Source organism: Pseudomonas sp. R3-41 (assembly GCF_054161485.1).
In genome coordinates this window covers 3,683,055-3,703,662 of the sequence record NZ_CP096421.1, presented here as the reverse complement: position 1 = coordinate 3,703,662, position 20,608 = coordinate 3,683,055, and the positions used below count along the sequence as shown (strand labels likewise).

Genomic DNA, 20,608 nt, shown 5'->3' with positions numbered 1-20,608 from the left:
GCTCTCCGTGATCCCGGGCATAGCGCTGCAGTTCAAAATCGATGTTCGGCTCCCAACGCGACCTGGTCGAAGTGGTTCATACCTTGCGCCAAGTCGTATGCATGAAGAGGTGACGTGATGGACCAGGACCTGATTCTGATCGACGGCACCCAGGGAGGAGGGCAGGTGCTTCGTACGGCCCGTTCCTCGATGTCGAGGTGCGCCTTGCTCAATCTTGTGATCAAGGGAGCGTGATTTTACTGCGAAGCAAACAAACGTCACTCTCCATCTCCCAGCGCAACGTTTAAACTCAACCGCTCCGAACCCTCGAAGGACCGCCTCCTGTGAACGTCAACGACGCCAGTTTCGAAGAGTTGCTCAACGCGTTGCATGACGGCGTCTACATTACCGATGGCGACGGCAGGACGCTGAAAGTCAATCAAGCCTATGAACGTCTGACTGGACTCAGTGGTGCCGATCTCATAGGCCGTTCCATGCAGGAACTGGTGAAGGAGGGTGTCATCTCACAGTCGGCCACGCTGCGGGTGTTGCGTGAAGGTCGGCCGGTGTCGGTGATGCAAAGCCTGAGTCAGGGCAAGAAGCTGCTGGTCAGCGCCACGGCGATTCTCGACGCTGAAAACCGGGTTTCATATGTTGTCAGTACCGTGCGTGACATGACTGAACTGCTGCGCATGAAACACGAGCGCGATGAGTTGCAACAGCTCAAGCAACTGCGCAACAGCACCGCCAAACTTCATGCTGGCCGACGAGACAATCTCCTGAATTCTCCGCTTATGGCTGATCAGGAGGTTTCCGGACGCATCTTCTCGCTGGCCCGGCAGGTAGCCAACAGTTCGGTAAAGGTTTTGCTTCAGGGCGAAACCGGCGTCGGAAAAACCCTCGTAGCGCAGTTCATCCACAACGCCAGTCCGCGCGCCAGTGAGCCATTTCTCGCACTCAACTGCGGTGCGCTGCCTGAGAATCTGATCGAAGCCGAGCTGTTTGGCTATGCGCCTGGAGCGTTCACGGGTGCGGGTCCTAAAGGCAAGCGAGGCCTGCTGGAGCTGGCGCACCACGGAACATTGTTTCTCGATGAAATTGGTGATTTGCCACTGCCGGTGCAGGTCAAGTTACTCAAGGTTATCGAAGAGAACCGCTTCATTCCCGTCGGTGGCCTGGAGCTGAAGGAGGTCGATGTACGCATCATTAGCGCCAGCCACCATCACCTCAAGCAGCGGGTGGCAGAAGGTCGTTTTCGGGCCGACTTGTATTACCGGCTCAATGTGGTGCCGATCCACATTCCGGCATTGCGCGAGCGGAGAGAGGAAATCCCGCCGCTCTTGCATTACTACCTTGATAGCTTCAATGTCCGCTACGAACGTCAGGTTCAATGGAGTCTCGAAGCCCTCGATCTGATGTGCGAGTACGCTTGGCCCGGCAATATCCGCGAGTTGATCAACATCGTCGAACGGCTGGTGGTGACCAATCAGACCGGGACTATCGAGGCGCTCGACATGCCCGAGGAGATCCTCGACCTCAATCCGTGCAATAGCAATGACACCGGCTTGCCCCTGCGCAAGGTATTGGAAAATGCCGAGCGCAATGCGATTCGTGCGGCGCTGCGCACGCACAAGACCACGCGCCTTGCAGCCAAGGCATTAGGCGTGAGTCAGGCAACCGTGGTGCAGAAAATGAAGCGCTGGGAACATTCTGATTAGGATTCTGATCAGCCTCGATTGAATCGATCAGAAAACTAATCAGGACTGACCGCTAAATCCTCTCCTATTACCCTGAGAATTGCGCGAAGGCCCACGCCACGGGCCTTTGCGGGCATTGGCACGTCTTTCGCTAACTCGTATGGCACGTCTTCCAATAAAACAACATCAACTGGACGAGCCTGATGAACATCTCTGCTTTTAAAATCGCGAACAAATTGATCACTGGACAAGGTGCTATCGAGCAGCTGTCGGCTGAACTGACTCGCCTCGATGTCCAGAACCCGCTGATTGTCACCGACGCCATTCTGCTGAAGTCCGGCACCGTTGATTTGGCGCTGGCGCAACTGGGCGGCCGCCACTTCGGCATTTTCGATGAGGTCAAACCAGAGCCGGAGATCGCCATCGTAGAGGACTGCACCCGCGCCTATCGCAAGGGCAACCATGACGGCTTGATTGCCGTGGGTGGCGGCAGTGCCATCGATATCGCCAAGGGTGTCGCGGCGTATGCCGAGCATGACGGTCCGCTGAGTGAACTGTTCGGTGTTGATCTGGTTAAGCGTAGAGGCCCTGCGTTGATTGCGATTCCTACCACCGCTGGCACGGGTTCGGAGGTTACCAACGTAGCGATTTTTTCTGACAAGCAAGCGCAGTTGAAGAAAGGCATTGTCAGCGACTACCTACTACCTGATCTGGCGTTGGTTTGTCCGACCATGACATTGACCTGCCCACGCAGTGTGACGGCGGCCAGTGGTGTCGATGCGCTGGTGCATGCGGTCGAGTCTTATATTTCGGTAAACGCTTCGCCGATCACCGATGCCATCGCGCTGGGCGCTATCAAGCTGATCGCCAAGGCGCTGCCGAAGGCCTACGCCAACCCATCCAACCTGCAAGCGCGGGAGGACATGGCCACCGGCAGCTTGATGGCCGGCATGGCATTTGGTAACGCCGGAGTAGGGGCGGTGCACGCGTTGGCATACCCATTGGGCGGGCGTTTCAACATCGCCCACGGCGTCAGCAACGCCTTGCTGCTGCCGTACGTGATGGCGTGGAACAAGACGGCCTGCGTCGAACGCTTTCGTGATATTGCCGAAGCCATGGGCCTGCGCGTTGCAAACCTGAGCGACAAGGATGCCGCGGACCATGCTGTCAGCGCCATTGTCGATCTATGCGCCGCCGTGGATATCCCATCCGGGCTGCGCAGTTTCAACGTGCCGGAGGATGCCATCCCCGCAATGGCCGAGGAAGCCAGCAAGATCGACCGGCTGATGCGCAACAACCCGCGCAAGCTGACTGCCGCCGATATCGAGAAGATCTATCGCGCTGCCTATTGATCTGCGTCACTCACGACTCCGGTAGTACCGGAGCGTGCGCCCGTACAAAACCAATAAAACAGGTGAACTCAATGTCTGACACTCCTGCGCAGCGGAGCGAAAGCCCGTACATCCCGCTGGGTCCTTTCAAGGTCCGGTTGCCGTTTATTCACTACAAGATCGAGCTCCCGGATTACCTCCAGGGCTTGCTGATGTGCGCCGTGGATCTGGCCGCAATTCCTCTGATGACCGAACTGCTCGGCATGCCATTCGAGGTCGCACTTGCCGTCGTGATGCTCAATGGCTTGCTGTACCTGGCGCACCATTTACTCGGTGACCCTACCGTACCTGGCTGGATTACCCCGGCGGTGCCTCTGTTGATGGCTTACTGCGCTCAATTCCCAATGGGCCCGGAGCGTGTCCACGCCTTGATTGCCTTCCAGTTGATGCTAGGGTTTTTTTTCAATTGCCCTGGGGGCGACCGGAATGGCGAAGAAGGTGGTGGAGTATGTGCCCTCGGCGATCAAGTCCGGGATTATCGTCGGTGCCGGCTTGAGTGCGGTGATCGCGGTGTTCCAGGTGGGCGGTAAATTCAATGTGCTGCCCTGGACCATTTCCATTGCAGTCGGCATTGCCTTCTATTTGATCTTTTCCCAGCATTTCAACGAGCTCAAGCAGCGCAACCGTTTCTGGTGGAACTTCGCCAAGCTCGGCATCTTGCCGATCGTTCTGCTGGCCGTGGTGATTGCACCCTTGTTTGGTGAGGCGTCTTGGCCAACGATTCAGTGGGGGATCAGCAAGCCGGATTTTGCCGGCCTTTGGAACGACTACACCGTTTTCGGCCTGGGCATGCCGCCACTGTCCATGTTCATCTCCGCGCTGCCCACAATGCTAGCGGCGTACATCATCGTCTTCGGCGACGTGCTCAGTGCGAAATCGCTCCTCGATGAGGCAGGAACCGTCCGCACGGATGAAGTCGTCGATTACAACGCCGACCGTGCTCACCTGATTTTCGGCGCGCGTAATGCGTTCATGAGCATCTTTGGCCCAGATGTCGCCATGTGCGGCCCGAAATGGGCGGCGATGCTGGTGGTGGTGATCGAACGTTTCAAAGGTGGGCCGAAGGCGATGAAATCGATCATCGGCGGTGTCGGGTCGTTCCGTTGGGGGACCAACAGCGGTCTGCTGTTGTTGCCGGTCGTGACCCTGGTGCAGCCGATTCTCGGTGTTGCGCTGTCGTTGACCTTGCTGATCCAGGGTTATGTCAGTGTGCGTTTGGGCATCCTTGAGGCGCGTAGCCAGCGCGACTTGGGTATCGCGGGGGTGATTGGCGCGGTACTGGCCATCAAAGGCGCGAGCTGGGCCTTCGGGATTGGCGTTGTGTTGTGCTTGCTGATCTACGGTAAGAATTTCTTCAAGGGCGAGGTGGATGGGACGTTTGCCAAGGATTTGAAGGTTGCGCCTGCCAAGCCTGCTAAAGGTGGTGAGTCGACCACGGCCCTAAAGCGGGGAGTAGAAGGCGCTATGGCTGAGTGATAGGCAGGCCTAGTCGCTCAGTCGCATGAATATCCGCTCAAGACACTTTGCGATTAAGCGAGCACTTTATTCGATATTTCATATGCCCTGACGGGTATGGACAAAAGGCGCTTTATTGTGCGTTTTTTATCACCACTGCAACTAAAAGGACAAAAGATGACGACTCCAATTCCTACAATGGAAGACTTATTGAAGGACGCTCCTTCTAATTGGGGCAGATGGGGAGCGGAGGACGAAGTGGGCGCTCTGAATTACCTGACGGCGCAAGAAGTCATGCGCGGGGTTGCCCACATTAAGACCGGAAGCATATTTACTTTACAACGTATGATTGGCAATCCTGCTGGCGATCCAGTTTGGCCAGGCCGTACTCCAGCAGAACGCACCATGGTGCTCGATGAGTCAAGTTGGGACACTGATCATGGCCCTTGTTATCCGGGCGGCTTGCACTACGCCGATGACAAGATCGACGCGTTCCTGCAAGGATCCACGCAATATGATGCGCTTGGCCACCTCTGGTACGGTGGAAAAATATGGAACGGGTACGACGCGCGAACAACTGTGGGCGGCCTCGACAAGGCCAGTGTTGCACCGATCGGCGAAAAAGGAGTAGTAGGGCGCGGAGTGTTACTGGATATGGCTCGGCATCGCGGCAAGCGCATGCTGGATAAAGGCGAGACATTCACTCATATAGAGCTTGAGGCGTGCGCAGAGGCTCAGGGCCATACGATCGAGCCTCACGATATCCTGATTATCAGGACTAACTTTCTTCAAGCGTTCTATGAACAGGGCGAGGGGTTTTATGACGGTTTCTGCGAGCCAGGCCTTACGTATTCGCAGGAACTTGTTCAATGGTTCCATGATAAGGAAATTCCAAATCTTGTCACTGACACCATCGCCAATGAAGTAACGATAGACCCAGTATCAGGAGTGGCGTTGCCTCTGCACTGCGCCTTGATGCGTAATCTCGGTATCGCCTTTACAGAGATCTGCGATTTGGAGAAGCTGGCTAAAAGTTGCGCTGATGATAGGCAATATACGTTTCTTTATGTGGCGGCACCGCTTAAAGTGCATCGCGCTACCGGGTCACCGGTCAATCCGGTAGTGATTAAATAGTCATGTGTGCTGGGGCAGGCTTACTCCTGCCTTAGCATAAATCAAGCACATTGCTTAAAGCCATTTACGTCAAGGGGTATCGCAGTATAGGCGGGGAGGAGGGTAGCTCCGACGAGGCACAACTGATTTTCATACGACAGTTCATAAGTCTCTTCGATTGCTGAAGTTCCACGTCTTCGCGTTTTTATATACATAAACTTAATTGTGCTGATCCAAGGGCTGGTAAGCACACGTCCTCAATCGCGGTGCTCTGTTAGAGGTGAGTCAAGTTTCGCGCAAATTGGTTACCCCATCGTTGATAGCCTCTACTATGAACTGGGAACCCGGCCGGATAAGCACCTCTCGTTCTGCCTGCTCCCTTGTGAGAGCGCCGAGGTATCGTGCTTGTGATGTTGGTCGAAACAGGAGTCGAGCGCGGCCATTGCTGCGATGCTCCCAGCCATCAGGGGCACAGCCCATAAAACTCTTTAGCTCGATGATTTCGCCGACCTTGAGGTTATCCCAGCTGTCGTCCTTGGAGTAATGAATGAAATCCCGATCTGGGAGAGGTAACAGGTCCCAATCGGTAAAGAAATCACTGATTTTTTGCCGAGCTCCCTCGTCCAGCGTGTTATTTTCTTGTCCTTCACGGATATCCATGTAATCCCCGCCGGTCCAGATATCAATCAGGCAATGAAGCTTCGGTCTTAAGTAGCCAAGAATTCCGAGGCTCTGATTCTCCCGACCTGGACGTTGCCTAGTCAGTTCTTCTATCAGCGTTTTAGCGTCAGCACCTGATAGGTTTGCCAGTGGGGAAAGCAGTTCTTCTTCATCATCCTGACCAAGATGTATGGATAGCGCTGCAAAAGTATATTCCATTATCTATTCCATTCATCTGGCTTAAGGTTGCTGCACGGCTGGTGCCCGAGGCTACTACGGGTGACAGCCGGGCGGAAAGAGGAAGTTTGTGGGGTGATGGCAGCCAGCTCATTATCATAAACATCCTGTTTAACATAATATACATTACACGTAACTAGGTATTTCAGTTTCTGCCCGGTTATCCAGCGGATTTGAAGCCAGCAACACCTGCTAACATCAGCCAGGGTTCCTAATCGAATGCATGCAAGCGACCCGGTCCTAAAATCCGGTTCGACCAAGATTGATCAAGGAGCCAAAGCAAAGCTGACAAACAACGCAATTGATACGCTGCTGTGGCCACCTTACTCCCGGGCAATATTTATAGGATTATTTGTTTGGTCCTCCGCAGGCAACAAATTCCAGCGTGTGACAAAAGCACGCTTGATACTCGGTGCCAGCCCCGCCAGTACCACAACACTGAGCGCGAATCCCCAAAACTTCATCAGCGTAAACAGCCCCAGCATGCCGCTCATGTTAGTGACGCTATGGCCATCGAGCACCGACAATAACGTGAAGTTTTCAGCATAGTCGCTCAATCCGGTGACCAGCGGGACAACAATCAACACCCAGATCCACCAACGTTTCGCGCACCCGACTTTGTAGCCGAGCAGCAAGGTAATTACGTATAGCAATACGAAGAAGTTATCCAACACGATGCGCCATATCGCTAAAGATCCCCATGGTCCTGAGGGTGTCACGTTGCTTAGAAGTGGCTTGATAAGGTTCACGCAACTTGCCAAATTCCAGCAGAATTGATTGGAGGCGTTAAACACCGTCCGGTCCAGAAGCATCAGGGTCACTCCGACAAGTGTTGTGGCCAGCAACATTTCCAGGAACAGATCGATCAGCGAATCATTGCGTCCCGGACGCTGACTGGCCGGGATATGGCGCAACCAGCCGATAAAGTCGGTGAAGTGCCCTCGCCCCTCCTCTCCCTGCCTCCTGCGAATCGGAAACCTGGCGGGCCGGCGGATGGGTAGCAGTCGTTGTACATTGGGGTCATCCAGGCAACGATCGCCAATTAGCTTGCCCAGGCGCCGGAAGCTTTCAAACTGACTCTCGTCAAAAAACTGATCGACCGTTGTCTGGTGCGGGAAAGTCGAGTTCTGGATGGCGTAGTTCAGTACATCCGCCGGTTCATCGCGCAGCGCGGCCAGACTGGGTTTGATTAGCACCAGGGTGCCATTTTTCTGCGCATCGTAATGAATAGTGCCGGTAATGAACCCTTGGGTGCATAAGGTTTTGGCATCCCCGCGAAAATCGTTGAGCTGGCTGAAGCTGATATCAACCCCCAGATCGACTCGACATTTGCGAATGGTGTCGGCCAGATCGGTCATCTCACGCTGCTCATCCGCGCTAGCATCGACGGCAAAGATAACGGAGCAGCGCCGGCGCACCAGTTCGTAAATGCCCAGATTGTCGAAATGGCCGCCATCGGACAGATAAACGTAACGGCTGCGCTCATCGCTCATGCCGAGCAGTTCATATAATAGGGCGAGCAGCCCCAGCCGCGGGCTGGGTGAATACCAGCGTGACTGCGCCGGATTGGGGCTCCAGCGTCCCAGCCGGATGTTGAACAGAGTCAGGACGAATGCCAGCATCGGTAGACTGGCGCGACCCATGTTCGGGCTGACGGCCGCGCCTGACGTGGCCAGAGCCATGCCCAGGGTGAAACCTTTCTCTTCCTGATCCCTTGCGGCATAGGCTTCAGTGGGACGGTAGGCCGGATCTGCGGCGCCATCGCGGTGCAGCGAGGTCGTGTCGCCCTGAGTCCGTTCCAATGAATAACCGCAAAACAATGGTGTAAATACGAACGAAGCTGCTTTGCGTTCCTGCCAGGCCAGGTCCGCCCCCTGGGTGATATTCAGGGTGGTGTTGATGATATGCAGGGGAAGTTGAGGCGCGATCTTCTTGCCGTTGGTGCCCCTGCTCAGCACATGCAAGGAGAGATCATCGTCATCATCCAGACCAACGAAAGGCTGTTCATTACGCAGGTTCTGGTTACTCGCCCCGAGATAGCACCTGACCAGACGGTTCTTGTACATGTTGTGCAAGGAGAATTTATTGATATCGACCCGCCAGGCGAACAACAGCGTCACGAAGAGCAAGATACCAATGGCCAGTACGAAGATGGGGATGCCAGCTGTCGTCGGATTGTTCCCTGTCAACGACTCAATGGCGGGCACATTGTTTTGGAACAACGTCCAGATGCCCGGAAGTTTCTGCTCCTCCGCAGGCGCTTGACTCGAGCTGGCGACAATTGCAAACAAGACTTTCTGGGTAGCCGCTGCTGCAAAAAAAACCAGCCCCACGACAAAGGTCGTTGAGGCGACGTTCAGGAGACGGTCGACTCTCAGCTGTTTCTTCATCGAGGCCGACTCGGGTCGGCGTAAGAATATCGACACCAATAAAGTACCGATCCAGCCTGTGCCTAACAGGCCAATCCAGTCACCCATGCGGCTCTGCAGCCATTCCAGCAGCGGTAATGAAAAGAACGTCAGCAGGCACCAAATCGCCCAGCCGAAGGCTATCATCATTAGCCAGGCGTTGAGACGGCTCCACCACTCACGACTGCGCTCGAAGAAGGCGCGGCCGACCATTCCGGTATAGATGGAAGTGGTGACGCCCAGGGCAGCAAGAAAAATCGGCACGCCCAAACACAGCAAAACGATTTTGTGCCCGACCGTCACCGGTTCTCCCAGCGCCAACAAGTGACTGGCAGCGGCCAGTACCAGTATGCCCGAAACCAACCCCACGCCGCCGGCCATACACAGCACCGCGGCATCGCGCAGCAGCAGTCGCAATGGCTTGCCCTCGGCCAGCTCGGCCAACATCCAGGTCAACAACAACGCCAATAGCAAACCGGCTAAATAGCGCCCGGCAGACAAGGCGGTATTCCAAACGGGATCAATACTGGTCCACCAGACGACCGCAAAAACTGACGACACTGTCCCTGGGACAATAACAGTCAGTACCACTCCCGGTATGGAGATCAACCAGTTACGCCGGCGATTGATCGGCAATCCCTGGTGCCAGAGGTTGTAGCCGATGCAGAAGACAAAAAACAATCCACCCCAGGCCGCCGCGAAGCCGAAGACATTAGCGTATGGAGTTGCGAAGTCGTAGGCTCGGAGTAATGCATATGGCAAGGAGAACAATAAAGCGAAGAAACCAAGAAGGATGACCAGATTGAGCATGACATTGCGCAACCAAGTGGCGAGCAAGGTCAGTGTGTCCATCGATAGCATACCGACCCGGGGGGTGAGGTAGTTGCTGTAACGCCTGAGCCAGACGATCTCCGCAGGCTCCGAGGATGCTGGGGCTTTTTCGGTGTTGACGTTGTCCGCCTTGGCCAAGCTCTTCTGAACATCGGCCAAGCCTTTGCGATAAATCCAGGCACTCAGCCAGCTACCGATATAGCCGCCGCCCGAGACCGTAGACAAATAGTCGAACGAGGCCAGTCTTTTTCTGCCGGCCAATGCCTGAAGCACGCCGAGACAGAACGTAGCGCTGCGGATACCGCCGCCAGAAAAAGCCAGGCCGATGGACTCCCGGGTTTTACGCAAGGTTTGCCCATCCGTTTGCCCACCTTTGGTATAAAAGGCCGATCGGGGATGGCGGGATAAAGCAGCGGCCTCGGCATCGAGTGCCGCCTGCAACTTCAGCGCCTCGCTGGAGGGTTGGGTATTTTCGGGTGGCGGGTTTTCCTGCTCGACCGTCATGGCGTCTCTCCTCAAGAAATCAATCGCACGCAAAGCGTGGTTCTAACTCATCCGAGTTTTGACTTCCTGAGCGACAATTCGCACGACAACCTGAACAAAGACGAGGCCGATGGTGTAGCGGTAACTGAAGAGACTGTAGACAGCCCTGATGACCTTCGCCAGCGATGTTGGATAAGTACCTTGCAGTTCCATGGCGGGAGCGAATGGCTGAGGCCAGACGTTCGGGTATCAATCAAAATCGAGTCGATCCCACGTCTGTTAATAACTGGCGCCTCTCCACCCTTCGCCACCTCAGAAAATCAATGTGCCAGCCCTATCAAGTTTTATTTGCACTGAGGGCTTCAAACTGGCGTTGGATTTCAGACCATGAATACTCTTCCGATAGGACTGCTAACAACGGAACCGAAAGCTGTTTCACTTCAGGCCATAAAGCTTGGCCATTATCGAGCTGGTCAAGTAGTTTCTTTTCAACTACCCAAGCCCCAATTTTAGTTTTTTTCTGCAACAGGACTTCGAAAACACCTTTGGTATTTTTATGACCGCCCCCGCTACCTTGGAGTGCAAGACGTCCCCGAGTAAAGACGAACCACTCTCCTGTATTTCCGGATTCGAGTACGTAACTTGGAAGGTTGTAGGCAGAGCTTGGACTGTCTTCGACCAACAGATAGACGATTGGGTTGTCGACGTAAGCCAAGAGCTTTTCAAGATCATAGACGGCGTCAAACGTTTTGAATCTACGCGGTTTGACCAGAGGGGCCTCAACGATCTCCTTGCGCTCAGTTGTCTGCCCCAACGCGCCTGGCTGCGGTTCATTTTCCTGCTTGCCGAAAATAAGAGCGTCAACTCGATTGCCGAGGACATTCTTAAAGATGTCCCAGAGCAATGATGAGAATGGATCCATGTAAGTTCTCCTACAGTGAAATTGATCTGTTCGGTAGCCCAGCCAAGGGCAAGATTATGCGAAAAAAAGGCAGACGGTCCGGCAGTAGCAGCGAATTATTTACTTGCTAACACCGAGAGTGCGGCTAACGCTGCAGACACAGCAGAGAGAATCGCCGCTTGCGAGTTTAATTTCAAAGACATGCTCAGGGCCGTCTTGAAAGCCTCGGAGTTTGTATTAGTAGCTAGATTCAGGGCCTCCTGCGCATTGGCAGAAAGATGCCAAACCAACGCCGCGATGACTGCGACTATTGCGCTCACAAGAGCAAGGGGTTTACTACTGGCTTCGAAAAAGTCTTTCATCTGAATATCCTATTCTAAATTATCGTTAGCCAACACAGAGGTGGCGCTTGTAATAGATGGCACATCGCTACCTAGTATGAGCGTTACCCTTCTCAATAGCAAAGTCAAGCCAATGCCAGTTGTGCCCACACTCATCGAACTGATGGTCGCGAGCAAGCCGCTGACAAACCGCGATACAGGTCACAGCGGGTGGCGGACTCCCGGCCTTGAAGGTACCTTCTCGATGACATCTAACGATTTGAAAGGAGCCGTGACGGTGAGTGTCGATATCGATTGCGTAGTCGTGGGTGCGGGTGTCGTCGGGCTTGCCATCGCGCGGGAAATGGCCTTGGCAGGTCACGAAGTCCTGGTGATTGAAAGTGGGGCGGCAATCGGTATTGGCATAAGCTCGCGTAATTCGGAGGTCATCCACGCGGGGATTTATTACCCGCCCGGAAGCTTGAAAGCCCGGCTGTGCGTCGAGGGCAGACAGGCACTTTACGAGTATTGCGATAGCCACGGTGTCAGTACGCGCAGAATTGGAAAGCTGATCGTCGCCAACACTGACGCGCAGGTAGATCAGCTTCGGTTCTTGCTCAAGCGAGGGCATGAAAACGGTGTGGATGATCTATGTCTGCTTGATCGTAATCAAGCCATGGCGCTGGAGCCTGCGCTTGAATGCATCGCTGCGTTGTATTCACCTTCGACCGGCATCGTCGACTCCCATGCGCTGATGTTGGCGTTGCAAGGGGACGCCGAGGCAGCCGGCACCAGCATCGCGTTCCATGCCCCGTTCCTCGGTGCAAAGGTGACCGCGGACGGTTTTCTCCTTCATGTGGGTGGGGAAGCTCCCATGGAGCTTGCATGCCGCCGGCTAATCAATGCCGCGGGCCTTCATGCGCCGGCATTGGCACGGCGAATAGACGGATTGCCGTCTGACGCGGTGCCCCGTGACTATTTGTGCAAGGGCAGTTACTTCAACGTGTCCAGACGCGCGCCCTTCACCCATCTGATTTACCCGGCGCCGGAAGCCGATGGTCTCGGGGTGCACATGACCCTCGACTTGGGCGGACAAGCACGCTTTGGTCCAGATACCGAATGGGTCGAAACCGAGGACTACCAAGTCAATCCGGCTCGCGCAGACAGTTTCTATGCGGCCATTCGCAGCTACTGGCCCGACTTGCCGGACGGTAGCCTGCAACCGGGCTATAGCGGGATTCGCCCGAAGATCTCGGCGCCTGGCGAGCCAGCCCGCGATTTTATGATCAGCAGCCAGCGCGAGCATGACGTCCCGGGGCTGATCAATTTGTTTGGCATAGAGTCTCCCGGACTGACGTCATGCCTGGCCATTGCCAAGCACGTACGTGAGCTGATTGAACGGCGTCACGCTTAACCAGGCTTGCTCCACTCCCCCACCATTGCCTCATAAACCTCTCGGCAAGCGAACTCCGCCGAAACCTTCGCATCGGCAAAAACCTGATCGCCTGCTGACGTGAGGCAGGCGTAGCCTACACGCGCATCCCGTGGGTCACTTTGGCGAGACACCAAGCCTATTTTTTCAAGCGGCAGCAGGGATTTGGTGACCGCCGATGCCGTCAGCCCCATGTGATCAGCCAGGTCCGCTCGCCGCAGCCGAGCATTGTGTGCATGTTTCAAGTGGTACAGGATCATGAAATCGCTGAAGCTCAGGCCGTGCACGGCAGAGAGCTTGGCATCCACTCGCCGTGCGGCTGAGGTGTAGGCGCGTGAGAAACGAACACAGCGGTCGAGTATCGAGCCGTTCGCGGCAGGTGCGGTAGATTCGTTGTCAGACATTGCAGCATTGCTCCAATTCTTGTGGAGAAGGACGTTCAAATCGGGAATCCATGAAATCAAACATGGGCCCCGTTACCTCGAAAGCGTAGGTCTCGCCTTTTTCACTATTCCTTTGCATGACCCGCTCACGCCGCAGTTGGGGTGTAGCATCGATGAAATAGCTGGACACCTGATAGCCAGCTTGTCCGGCCAACAAACGAATGCGTGTGCGATCAGCTTCAGTCATGAAGCCTTGATCAAGCACGACGTCGCGCCCTGCTCCCAGAACTTGTAGAGCCGTCTTCCATATATGGGCTTCACAGCGTTGTACACGGGCCATGATCCACGCCAGGTTCATGGGCTTCGGCAAGTCCGGGCCATAAAGCTCGTTCATCCACTCATCGATGGAGAAGCGTACGCCGGTCACTTCGGCATTCAGCTGCCTGGCGAACGTCGACTTCCCTGCCCCCAAAGGGCCAAAAACCATATGGACTGATTGCATGATTTTCTACTTTCTAGATACTTGAACGCTACAGTATCGAGAAATAAGACTGACGTAACCTGTGGTCGACGAACGGCCGAAGTTACCCGAACATGAAATGAGGCAGCCGATATCCCCTCAGCCTACTTTCCTCCAGTCACATCCAGGAAGGTTCCCGTCACAAACGAAGCCTGCTCCCCCGCCAACCAGAGAATGGCCCGCGCGGCCTCCTCCGGCTGGCCACCGCGCCCCATGGGAATCGTATCCTTCACCCGATCGACTCTGCCCGGCTCTCCCCCGCTCGCATGCATTTCGGTATAGATATGCCCGGGTCGAACGCAATTGACCCGAATACCTTCCCGGGCCACTTCCTTGGCATAACCGGTCGTGAACGTTTCGACCGCGCCCTTGGAGGCTGCGTAGTCCACATATTCATTCGGGCTACCGAGACGGGCTGACGCCGAGGAGACATTGACGACGGCACCGCCACGCCCGCCATAACGATAGGCCATGCGCCGGGTAGCCTGCTGCGCGCAAAGCATCGGGCCCAAGGTGTTCACCGCGAATATTCGCTGCATGCGCTCGAAGCCAAGATCCTCCAAGCGAGACTGCTGGGCGAGTATCGAGGCGTTGTTGACCAGCACATCGATTCGCCCGAAGTGCAAATCAAGGGTGGCGAACAGTTCGGCGACCTGTGCTGGATCGGCGTTATCGGCACGTACTGCCAAGGCACGGGCGCCCTTGGCCTCGACCTTCGCGGCCACCGCCAACGCCGACGCTTCATCGGCGATATAGGTCAGCGCGACGTCGTAACCTTGCTCAGCAGCCAGTATGGCCGTCGCCGCCCCGATCCCGCGCCCGCCTCCGGTGATCAGGATCACGGGTTTTTGCGAACGTTCATTCATGGTCAATCCTCACGACTGGATGAAAAAACAACGTCAGCCGATGACCAGCGTACCGAGGGCAATGACGGCACAGGCCAGCAGCTTGCGCAAGGTCAATGCCTCGCCAAGAAAGACGTACCCGATCAACGCGGCGAACATGACGCTGGTTTCTCGCAACGCAGACACCGCGCCCATCGGTGCATGAGCCATGGCGTAGATCACAACCCCGTAGGCCAATAACGAAACCAGCCCGCCAGCGACGGCCACAGCGAACCCTGGGCGCAGGGCAAAGAGGCTTTGAGTGTCTCGCAGCCCGATATAAACCATGGGCATCATCACGCCCCACAACAGGCACATCCAGGCGGTGTAGGCCATCGGCGCCTCGGAGAGGCGAACACCAATGCCATCGACAACGCTGTAGGCGGCGATGAAAAAACCGGTTCCCAGTGCGTAGGGCAAGTTGGGCAACGTCCGCCGACGCCTGGTAAAGGCCAGCGATAGGATTCCAGTCGACACCAACGTAATCCCCAGCAGTCCACTCGGCGCCACCCGCTCACCGGCGAACAGCGAAGCGGCCAGGACAATCAGGATCGGAGAGACACCGCGGGCGATGGGATAGGTTTGGCCGAGATCCCCGGACTTGTAACTGCGCACCAGGAACAGGTTGTAGCCCACGTGCAATACCGTGGAAAGGCCGGCGTAAAACCAACTTGCACGGGCGGGCGGCGCCAGTAGCGTCGCCACGATGGCGCTCGCCACGGCGATCGCCATGCACATGATGGTCATGGACCACAAACGGTCGGTGCCCCCGCGCAGCATGGCATTCCAGCTGGCGTGCAGCAGCGCGGCGAACAAGACGAGGCAGATGATGTGTAAGGGCATGCATCATCCTAGACCGCTAAAGTAGCGCTATAGAAGCAAAGTCTCTTCATCCGCGCATGATGAAAAGCTCATGCATAAGCCTGCTGAGCGCCAACTGCCTGGGTCACCAGCCAACGACGAAAGCTGGCAATGTGCGGTTGGGTCTCGATCCCTTTGGGACAGACAAAGTAATACGCCAAGGGCGATGCGAACGGCAGGTTGAAAAGCCTTTCGAGGCGGCCGTCATTGAGCTCGGCTTCGACATGCCCGCTGCGTGCCAGGGCGATGCCCTGCCCCAACAGCGCCGCCTCGATGGTCATGTTGGTGTCGGCGTAGCGAATGCTTTCCTTCAAGGTCGTGACCTCGACACCCACCTGGGCAAACCACTGCTCCCATTTCGGCACCAGCGCTGCGCCATCGCGCGTCAGCAGCGGATAGCGCAGCAATTCGGCTGCCGTTTGAGGTGTGCCAAAACGTGCGAGCAACACTGGGCTGGCGACAGGAAAAATCTGCTCGCGGAACAGAAACTCGGAGAACAGCGAAGGGAAATGACCGTTGCCCAGGCGGATAGCAACGTCTGGGTCTGCCGTCGAGAAGTTAATGGGGTTGTCGGTACTGTCCAGGGTCAGCAGGATTTCCGGATGGGCTTGCGCCAGATCCGCAAGCCTGGGCAGCAACCACTTCAAGGCGAAGGAATAGGTCGTGCTGACGCTCAACCGCTGCCGCCCGTTTTGCTCGCGCAAATCGGCCAGGGTGGCCTCGAGCTTCATGAAGAACTCCCGCACGATGGGCGCGAGTGCTGCACCGGCCGAAGTCAGGTGCAGCGCGTTACCGCGATGAAACAACTGCAATCCCCAGAGCTGCTCCAGATGCTTGAGTTGGTGGCTCACTGCGCTTTGTGTGACATGCAGTTCCTCTGCTGCCGCGGTAAAGGTGGCGTGCCGCGTGGCGGCTTCAAAGGCTCGCAGGCTCGAAGAAGGCGGGAGGTTTCGCATGAAGGTCCCCTCTATGAGTAAACCTTCATGCTAGCGCCTTTGCATCGCTCATTATAGCCAGCTGTTCGCCGGCCACCGAGTCAGGTGTCGGACGGTTGATCCTTCCGGCTTTCGGGACTGCCAGCGCAGAGACCATCCATGACCAGGTCCATCAATCTGGCGAGGCGCGAGCGCCAATCGCTCTGGGAATCGATTTGCCAAATTCCGGCAGTGGCTAGGAAAAAGTCATCGTGGGTAACCCCGCTACGAATCGTTCCGGCCTTTTCATTGGCCCTCAAAAGCGACTCGGCCGCGGCCTGGACGGGTGCGTATCCCGACTTCCCTGGGAACTCGTAAGTGGAGGCGGCTTGTCGTATCGCGGTCGCAAGCCCAGCCTTGGTCATTGCATATTCTGCGAGGCAGTCCATCCATTCCCGGAGGGCTTGCTTTGGGGGTTTTGTCGCGAGCAGCTCTTGCGCCAACGAGGCCACTTGCTGCATTTCGAATTGATAAACCTCGAATACCAGCTCCTCCCGATTGGCGAAATGGCGATAGAACGTGCCCTGCCCCACGCCGGCTTTCTTCGCAAGCGCGCTCAGCGGGACCGCAGGATCGAGTGTCAGCTCTGCCACAGCGACCTTCAGAATTCGTTCTCGATTTTTCTTGGCGTCAGAACGCATCGCCAATTCATCATTCTTGGGCAAAGTTTTTCCTTCGTTGTATTGCAAAGCGGACAGTTGTCCGGTAGTTTTTTCGACAAGTGGACAGTTGTCCGCTTGCATACCCTTACCGGAGTTTACTATGAACAGCACGGGCAACACGATCCTGGTTACCGGCAGCACCTCAGGCATAGGCCTTGGGTTGGCGCTCAGGCTGCACGAGGCGGGGAATACCGTCATCATCGCGGGACGTCGCAAGGCTCTGCTCGACAAGATCGTGTCAGAACATCCAGGTATTGAATCGGTATTACTGGACGTCTCTGATCCGCAATCCATCCAGCGCACTTGCGAAACGCTGGCGATCAGTCACCCGAATCTGAACGTTCTCATCAACAACGCCGGCATCATGCACTGGGAGGATCTGACCGCTGCGCAAGACCTGAGCATCGCCGAAAATATCGTGACAACGAACCTGCTCGGCACGATTCGCATGGTGTACGCATTCATCCCCCAACTGATCAAGCAGCCCAGTGCGACAATCATCAACGTCAGTTCGGCTTTGGCATTCGTCCCGCTGCCTGCGACACCGACCTACAGCGCAACCAAAGCGGCCGTTCATTCGTTCACTCAAAGTCTTCGCGTGCAACTGGAAGCCTCGCCCGTCGAGGTGATCGAGCTTGCACCGCCAGGTGTGCGCACCACGTTGCTTGGGCAGGAAAATGACGAACACGCCATGCCTTTGGATGAGTTCTTGAATGAAATCTTCGAGCTGTTCGAGATATCTCCAACCCCACAAGAGCTTATCGTCGAGCGCGCAAAACCCTTGCGGTTTGCTGAGGCGAGCGGCTCGCACGATGAGATATTGAACATGCTTGCGGGCTACAAACCACCGACAGAGTGATATTGACCATGCCATCGCTGCAGTCCGGAAAGAGCCTGCAGCGAGGCCCCTATAGCTTGCGCAACTCGCCACCCTCCTGCTTCAGACGCTCCAGATACGCAGTGGCATCCAGCAATTGATAAGGAAAGTACAGCCCCGGCGGAGTCGGTGGCTGGCCGTCCAACCCGATCAAACGTTCAAGAGTCATCGCGACGCTGAGGCCAGTCAAGGGGGCCGCGCCTGCCGGATGGATGAGCGCATGACGTGTCTGCAGCGGCTCGCCCTGGCTGTCTTCGCCAACGAGTTCGATGATGATCTCGGTGGACATCGGCCTGCCCTGGCGGCGGGTTGAGCTTACTGCGGTGGCCAGGTTGAACTGGACATTCGGCGCGCCCGTCGCAGCCGCCAGGCCAACGACATCAATGGACGAGAAGCCGGTGGCCTCGATCTTCGTACCATCCACCGCGTGGAATCCTGCCTTGGAGTCCTCTCCTTCGCGCCAGACGAACACACCGTCGCGCCGTGTCAGCGCGGCGGGCAGCATCTTGTTCAAATGTTCAAAGTCGGTGGCGACGGTCGGACCGCCAGTATCCTGCTCATCGACCAGGGCGTTGACACGGATGTCCTGGACTCGGCCGAAGGCTCGGGCAATGCTCAGCGTCGACACGGTCGTCGCGCCGGCCATCCATTCGTAACCGAGGACAATCGGCGAAGCATCAGGCGTGTGCATGTACGTTGCGATTTCCGGCGCGATCTCGAAAACGCCGGAGGAGATGCTGAGGTGCGGCACGCCGCGCTTTTGCGCAAAACGTAATCCGGCAAGGGCGTGGTCCATGTAAAAGACCACCACGGCGCTGATTGGACGATCGCCGAGCCCCAGGTCGTCGGCGTCGGCGTCAATCACCACGCCCTGCGCCCCGCCCATTTGCTCTGCGGCCTGCTGAGCCTTGGCAAGGTCGCGGCCACCGATCAGCAGGGGCACCTCGGGATGGGCGGCTCGTAGCGCCCGGGCGGTGTGATGGCCAATAGCGCCGGAACCGCCCATTAGCAAGATAGGATCAAGTGACATGGTGTTTTCTCCTTGTCTCTGGTTAAAACCTACTTTCAGTAGGTAAGCTAACACACCATCACGCACTTAAACCTACCATTGGTAGGTTTTTATCGGCCAGGAACGAAAACGTGCAGAAAAACACTGAGCATTGCCCTCTCGGCGCCCCACCCCGCCGGCTTGCGAAAGCCGAACGGCGGCGGCAATTGCTGGATACCGCGCTATTGATCGTGCGTGAAGAAGATGCCGATCGGTTGACCTTGGGGCATTTGGCTGCTCGCGCTGGCGTGTCCAAACCGGTTGTCTACGATCATTTCGGCACTCGCTCGGGTCTGTTGATCGAACTCTACAAGTGGATCGATACCGAGCGGGTCACCGCTTTTCGTGACGCCATGTCCAAAACTGCGCGGAGCCTGGAGGAAACGGCCCTCGTCCTGGCCAGCGCCTACATTCATTGCGCGGCCGATAACACCGACGAATTCCATGCAGTGGGCTCAGCCCTGGCAGGCAGCGAAGAAAAGGCGGCGGTGTTCCAAGAGCTTCTGGACAACTGTGTGCAGATGTTCATGGCCGTGCTCGAGCCTCACACAATGTGGTCGACTGACGAACTTGAGCGATGCTGCATTGGCCTCATCGGCGCGGGAGAAGCCCTGTCCGGCGCGTTGGTGCGGGGGCGGCACGACGAGGACAAGGTCATTGGCACATTCGCTTCCCTGATTCGCAGCGTCGTAAAGCCGACGGTGGCGTAGCTTTAGGCGCTGCGGTAACGGCCCCGGGATGCTTACATGTGCGGACGACTGTTGTTATCAGATAGGCCCGGACTGTAACTGACGCCCTCCTCGTCCTTCGCTTACTGTCGAGGCTCATCCCTCGGAGTGATCCCCATGCCGGACACCGCCAATCTCTACCTGTTCGTGGTTGCTGTCGTGCTTCTGCTGATCGTTCCGGGGCCCAACATGGCCTTTGTCACCAGCCATGCGTTGGCCCACGGTTGGCGTGCCGGCGTCGCTGCGGCCCTCGGCATTTCCTTTTCGGACCTGCTGATGACGATGATGGTCAGCGCTGGCATTGGCGCGCTGGTGATGAGCTGGGCGCCGGCGTTCGACGTGCTGCGTCTGGCCGGGGCCGGTTATCTGCTCTGGCTGGCCTGGCAAGCAGTGAGAACGCCGACCGCGACTCAGGACAGCCAACTGCAGGCAGCTTCGCTGTGGAAAATCTTCTGCCGAGGCGCCCTCAACAGCCTTTTGAATCCCAAGGCGCTGCTGTTCTTCATGGTGTTCCTGCCTCAGTTCGTTGACGTCAAGGCTGGCGGCGTGAGCCTGCAATTGATCTTCCTGGGAGCGTTGCTGGCACTGATTGCCCTCGTCTTCCATACCCTGCTGGGTGTTTGCGCCGCACAGCTCAAGGCGAAACTGGGCAACGGTGGGTTTTCAAGACGCCTGGGCACGTATGGTTTTGCCGGTGTCATGGCAGCGCTGGCGGCACGCCTGTTGTTTCTTGATCGACCACTTTGACCCGCGACGCCTCAGGG

Annotated in this window: 18 protein-coding genes and 1 pseudogene; 8 read left to right on the top strand and 11 right to left on the bottom strand. The window is 56.5% G+C overall.

Features of this window, described 5'->3' with window-relative positions; genetic code table 11:
- Nucleotides 1-323: 323 nt before the first annotated feature.
- From M1D99_RS16350 to M1D99_RS16335, 4 genes and pseudogenes are all read left to right on the top strand, one after another.
- Complete coding sequence (locus tag M1D99_RS16350; protein WP_434570376.1) at nucleotides 324-1,697, top strand: sigma-54 interaction domain-containing protein; 1,374 nt, start codon at nucleotides 324-326, stop codon at nucleotides 1,695-1,697.
- Between the two features lie 182 nt (nucleotides 1,698-1,879).
- Nucleotides 1,880-3,028, top strand: coding sequence for an iron-containing alcohol dehydrogenase (locus M1D99_RS16345; RefSeq protein WP_434570374.1), 1,149 nt, complete (start codon nucleotides 1,880-1,882; stop codon nucleotides 3,026-3,028).
- A gap of 71 nt (nucleotides 3,029-3,099) precedes the next feature.
- Nucleotides 3,100-4,543 (top strand): annotated as a pseudogene (locus tag M1D99_RS16340) (hypothetical protein).
- 156 nt (nucleotides 4,544-4,699) lie between these two features.
- On the top strand, nucleotides 4,700-5,656 hold the full coding sequence (locus tag M1D99_RS16335) for a cyclase family protein (RefSeq protein ID WP_186728332.1): 957 nt from the start codon (nucleotides 4,700-4,702) through the stop codon (nucleotides 5,654-5,656).
- A 264-nt stretch (nucleotides 5,657-5,920) separates the two neighbouring features.
- Here the strand turns inward: M1D99_RS16335 and M1D99_RS16330 are convergent, their stop codons facing one another.
- The 4 genes from M1D99_RS16330 to M1D99_RS16315 form a co-directional block, all read right to left on the bottom strand.
- Entirely contained in the window at nucleotides 5,921-6,514 is a 594-nt protein-coding gene (locus M1D99_RS16330) for a hypothetical protein (protein WP_434570257.1), read from the bottom strand.
- Nucleotides 6,515-6,855: 341 nt separating this feature from the next.
- Entirely contained in the window at nucleotides 6,856-10,275 is a 3,420-nt protein-coding gene (locus tag M1D99_RS16325; protein WP_458130441.1) for a patatin-like phospholipase family protein, read from the bottom strand.
- A gap of 316 nt (nucleotides 10,276-10,591) precedes the next feature.
- Nucleotides 10,592-11,176: a hypothetical protein gene (locus M1D99_RS16320; RefSeq protein ID WP_434570253.1), complete on the bottom strand. Its 585-nt coding sequence runs from the start codon at nucleotides 11,174-11,176 to the stop codon at nucleotides 10,592-10,594.
- A 95-nt stretch (nucleotides 11,177-11,271) separates the two neighbouring features.
- Nucleotides 11,272-11,517: a hypothetical protein gene (locus tag M1D99_RS16315; RefSeq protein WP_434570251.1), complete on the bottom strand. Its 246-nt coding sequence runs from the start codon at nucleotides 11,515-11,517 to the stop codon at nucleotides 11,272-11,274.
- Between the two features lie 256 nt (nucleotides 11,518-11,773).
- On the opposite strand from M1D99_RS16315, the gene M1D99_RS16310 reads away from it, so the two are divergent.
- Complete coding sequence (locus M1D99_RS16310) at nucleotides 11,774-12,889, top strand: NAD(P)/FAD-dependent oxidoreductase (protein WP_434576496.1); 1,116 nt, start codon at nucleotides 11,774-11,776, stop codon at nucleotides 12,887-12,889.
- On the opposite strand, the gene M1D99_RS16305 is transcribed toward M1D99_RS16310, so the two are convergent.
- The 6 genes from M1D99_RS16305 to M1D99_RS16280 form a co-directional block, all read right to left on the bottom strand.
- Nucleotides 12,886-13,311 (bottom strand): MarR family winged helix-turn-helix transcriptional regulator, encoded by a 426-nt coding sequence (locus M1D99_RS16305; RefSeq protein WP_186705607.1) that lies wholly within the window; start codon nucleotides 13,309-13,311, stop codon nucleotides 12,886-12,888. The genes M1D99_RS16310 and M1D99_RS16305 overlap by 4 nt on opposite strands.
- The gene (locus tag M1D99_RS16300; RefSeq protein WP_186705606.1) at nucleotides 13,304-13,792 is read right to left on the bottom strand and encodes an AAA family ATPase; all 489 of its coding nucleotides are present in this window, start codon (nucleotides 13,790-13,792) and stop codon (nucleotides 13,304-13,306) included. The genes M1D99_RS16305 and M1D99_RS16300 overlap by 8 nt, the downstream gene beginning before the upstream one ends.
- A 122-nt stretch (nucleotides 13,793-13,914) precedes the next feature.
- Nucleotides 13,915-14,676: an SDR family oxidoreductase gene (locus tag M1D99_RS16295; RefSeq protein WP_458130440.1), complete on the bottom strand. Its 762-nt coding sequence runs from the start codon at nucleotides 14,674-14,676 to the stop codon at nucleotides 13,915-13,917.
- A 33-nt stretch (nucleotides 14,677-14,709) separates the two neighbouring features.
- Nucleotides 14,710-15,537, bottom strand: a complete 828-nt coding sequence (locus M1D99_RS16290; protein ID WP_434570245.1) for an EamA family transporter — start codon at nucleotides 15,535-15,537, stop codon at nucleotides 14,710-14,712.
- Nucleotides 15,538-15,605: 68 nt separating this feature from the next.
- A complete protein-coding gene (gcvA, locus tag M1D99_RS16285) occupies nucleotides 15,606-16,511 on the bottom strand; it encodes a transcriptional regulator GcvA (protein ID WP_434570243.1) in 906 nt (301 codons plus the stop codon).
- Nucleotides 16,512-16,591: 80 nt separating this feature from the next.
- Nucleotides 16,592-17,170, bottom strand: a complete 579-nt coding sequence (locus tag M1D99_RS16280; protein ID WP_186705757.1) for a TetR/AcrR family transcriptional regulator — start codon at nucleotides 17,168-17,170, stop codon at nucleotides 16,592-16,594.
- Nucleotides 17,171-17,291: 121 nt separating this feature from the next.
- On the opposite strand from M1D99_RS16280, the gene M1D99_RS16275 reads away from it, so the two are divergent.
- Nucleotides 17,292-18,050, top strand: a complete 759-nt coding sequence (locus M1D99_RS16275) for an SDR family oxidoreductase (RefSeq protein WP_434570241.1) — start codon at nucleotides 17,292-17,294, stop codon at nucleotides 18,048-18,050.
- Between the two features lie 49 nt (nucleotides 18,051-18,099).
- On the opposite strand, the gene M1D99_RS16270 is transcribed toward M1D99_RS16275, so the two are convergent.
- Entirely contained in the window at nucleotides 18,100-19,098 is a 999-nt protein-coding gene (locus M1D99_RS16270; RefSeq protein WP_458130439.1) for an NAD(P)-dependent oxidoreductase, read from the bottom strand.
- Nucleotides 19,099-19,283: 185 nt separating this feature from the next.
- Here M1D99_RS16270 and M1D99_RS16265 point away from each other — a divergent pair, with 185 nt between their 5' ends.
- Nucleotides 19,284-19,826, top strand: coding sequence for a TetR/AcrR family transcriptional regulator (locus M1D99_RS16265; protein WP_458130438.1), 543 nt, complete (start codon nucleotides 19,284-19,286; stop codon nucleotides 19,824-19,826).
- Nucleotides 19,827-19,961: 135 nt separating this feature from the next.
- A complete protein-coding gene (locus M1D99_RS16260; protein ID WP_434570236.1) occupies nucleotides 19,962-20,591 on the top strand; it encodes a LysE family translocator in 630 nt (209 codons plus the stop codon).
- Nucleotides 20,592-20,608: the final 17 nt, after the last annotated feature.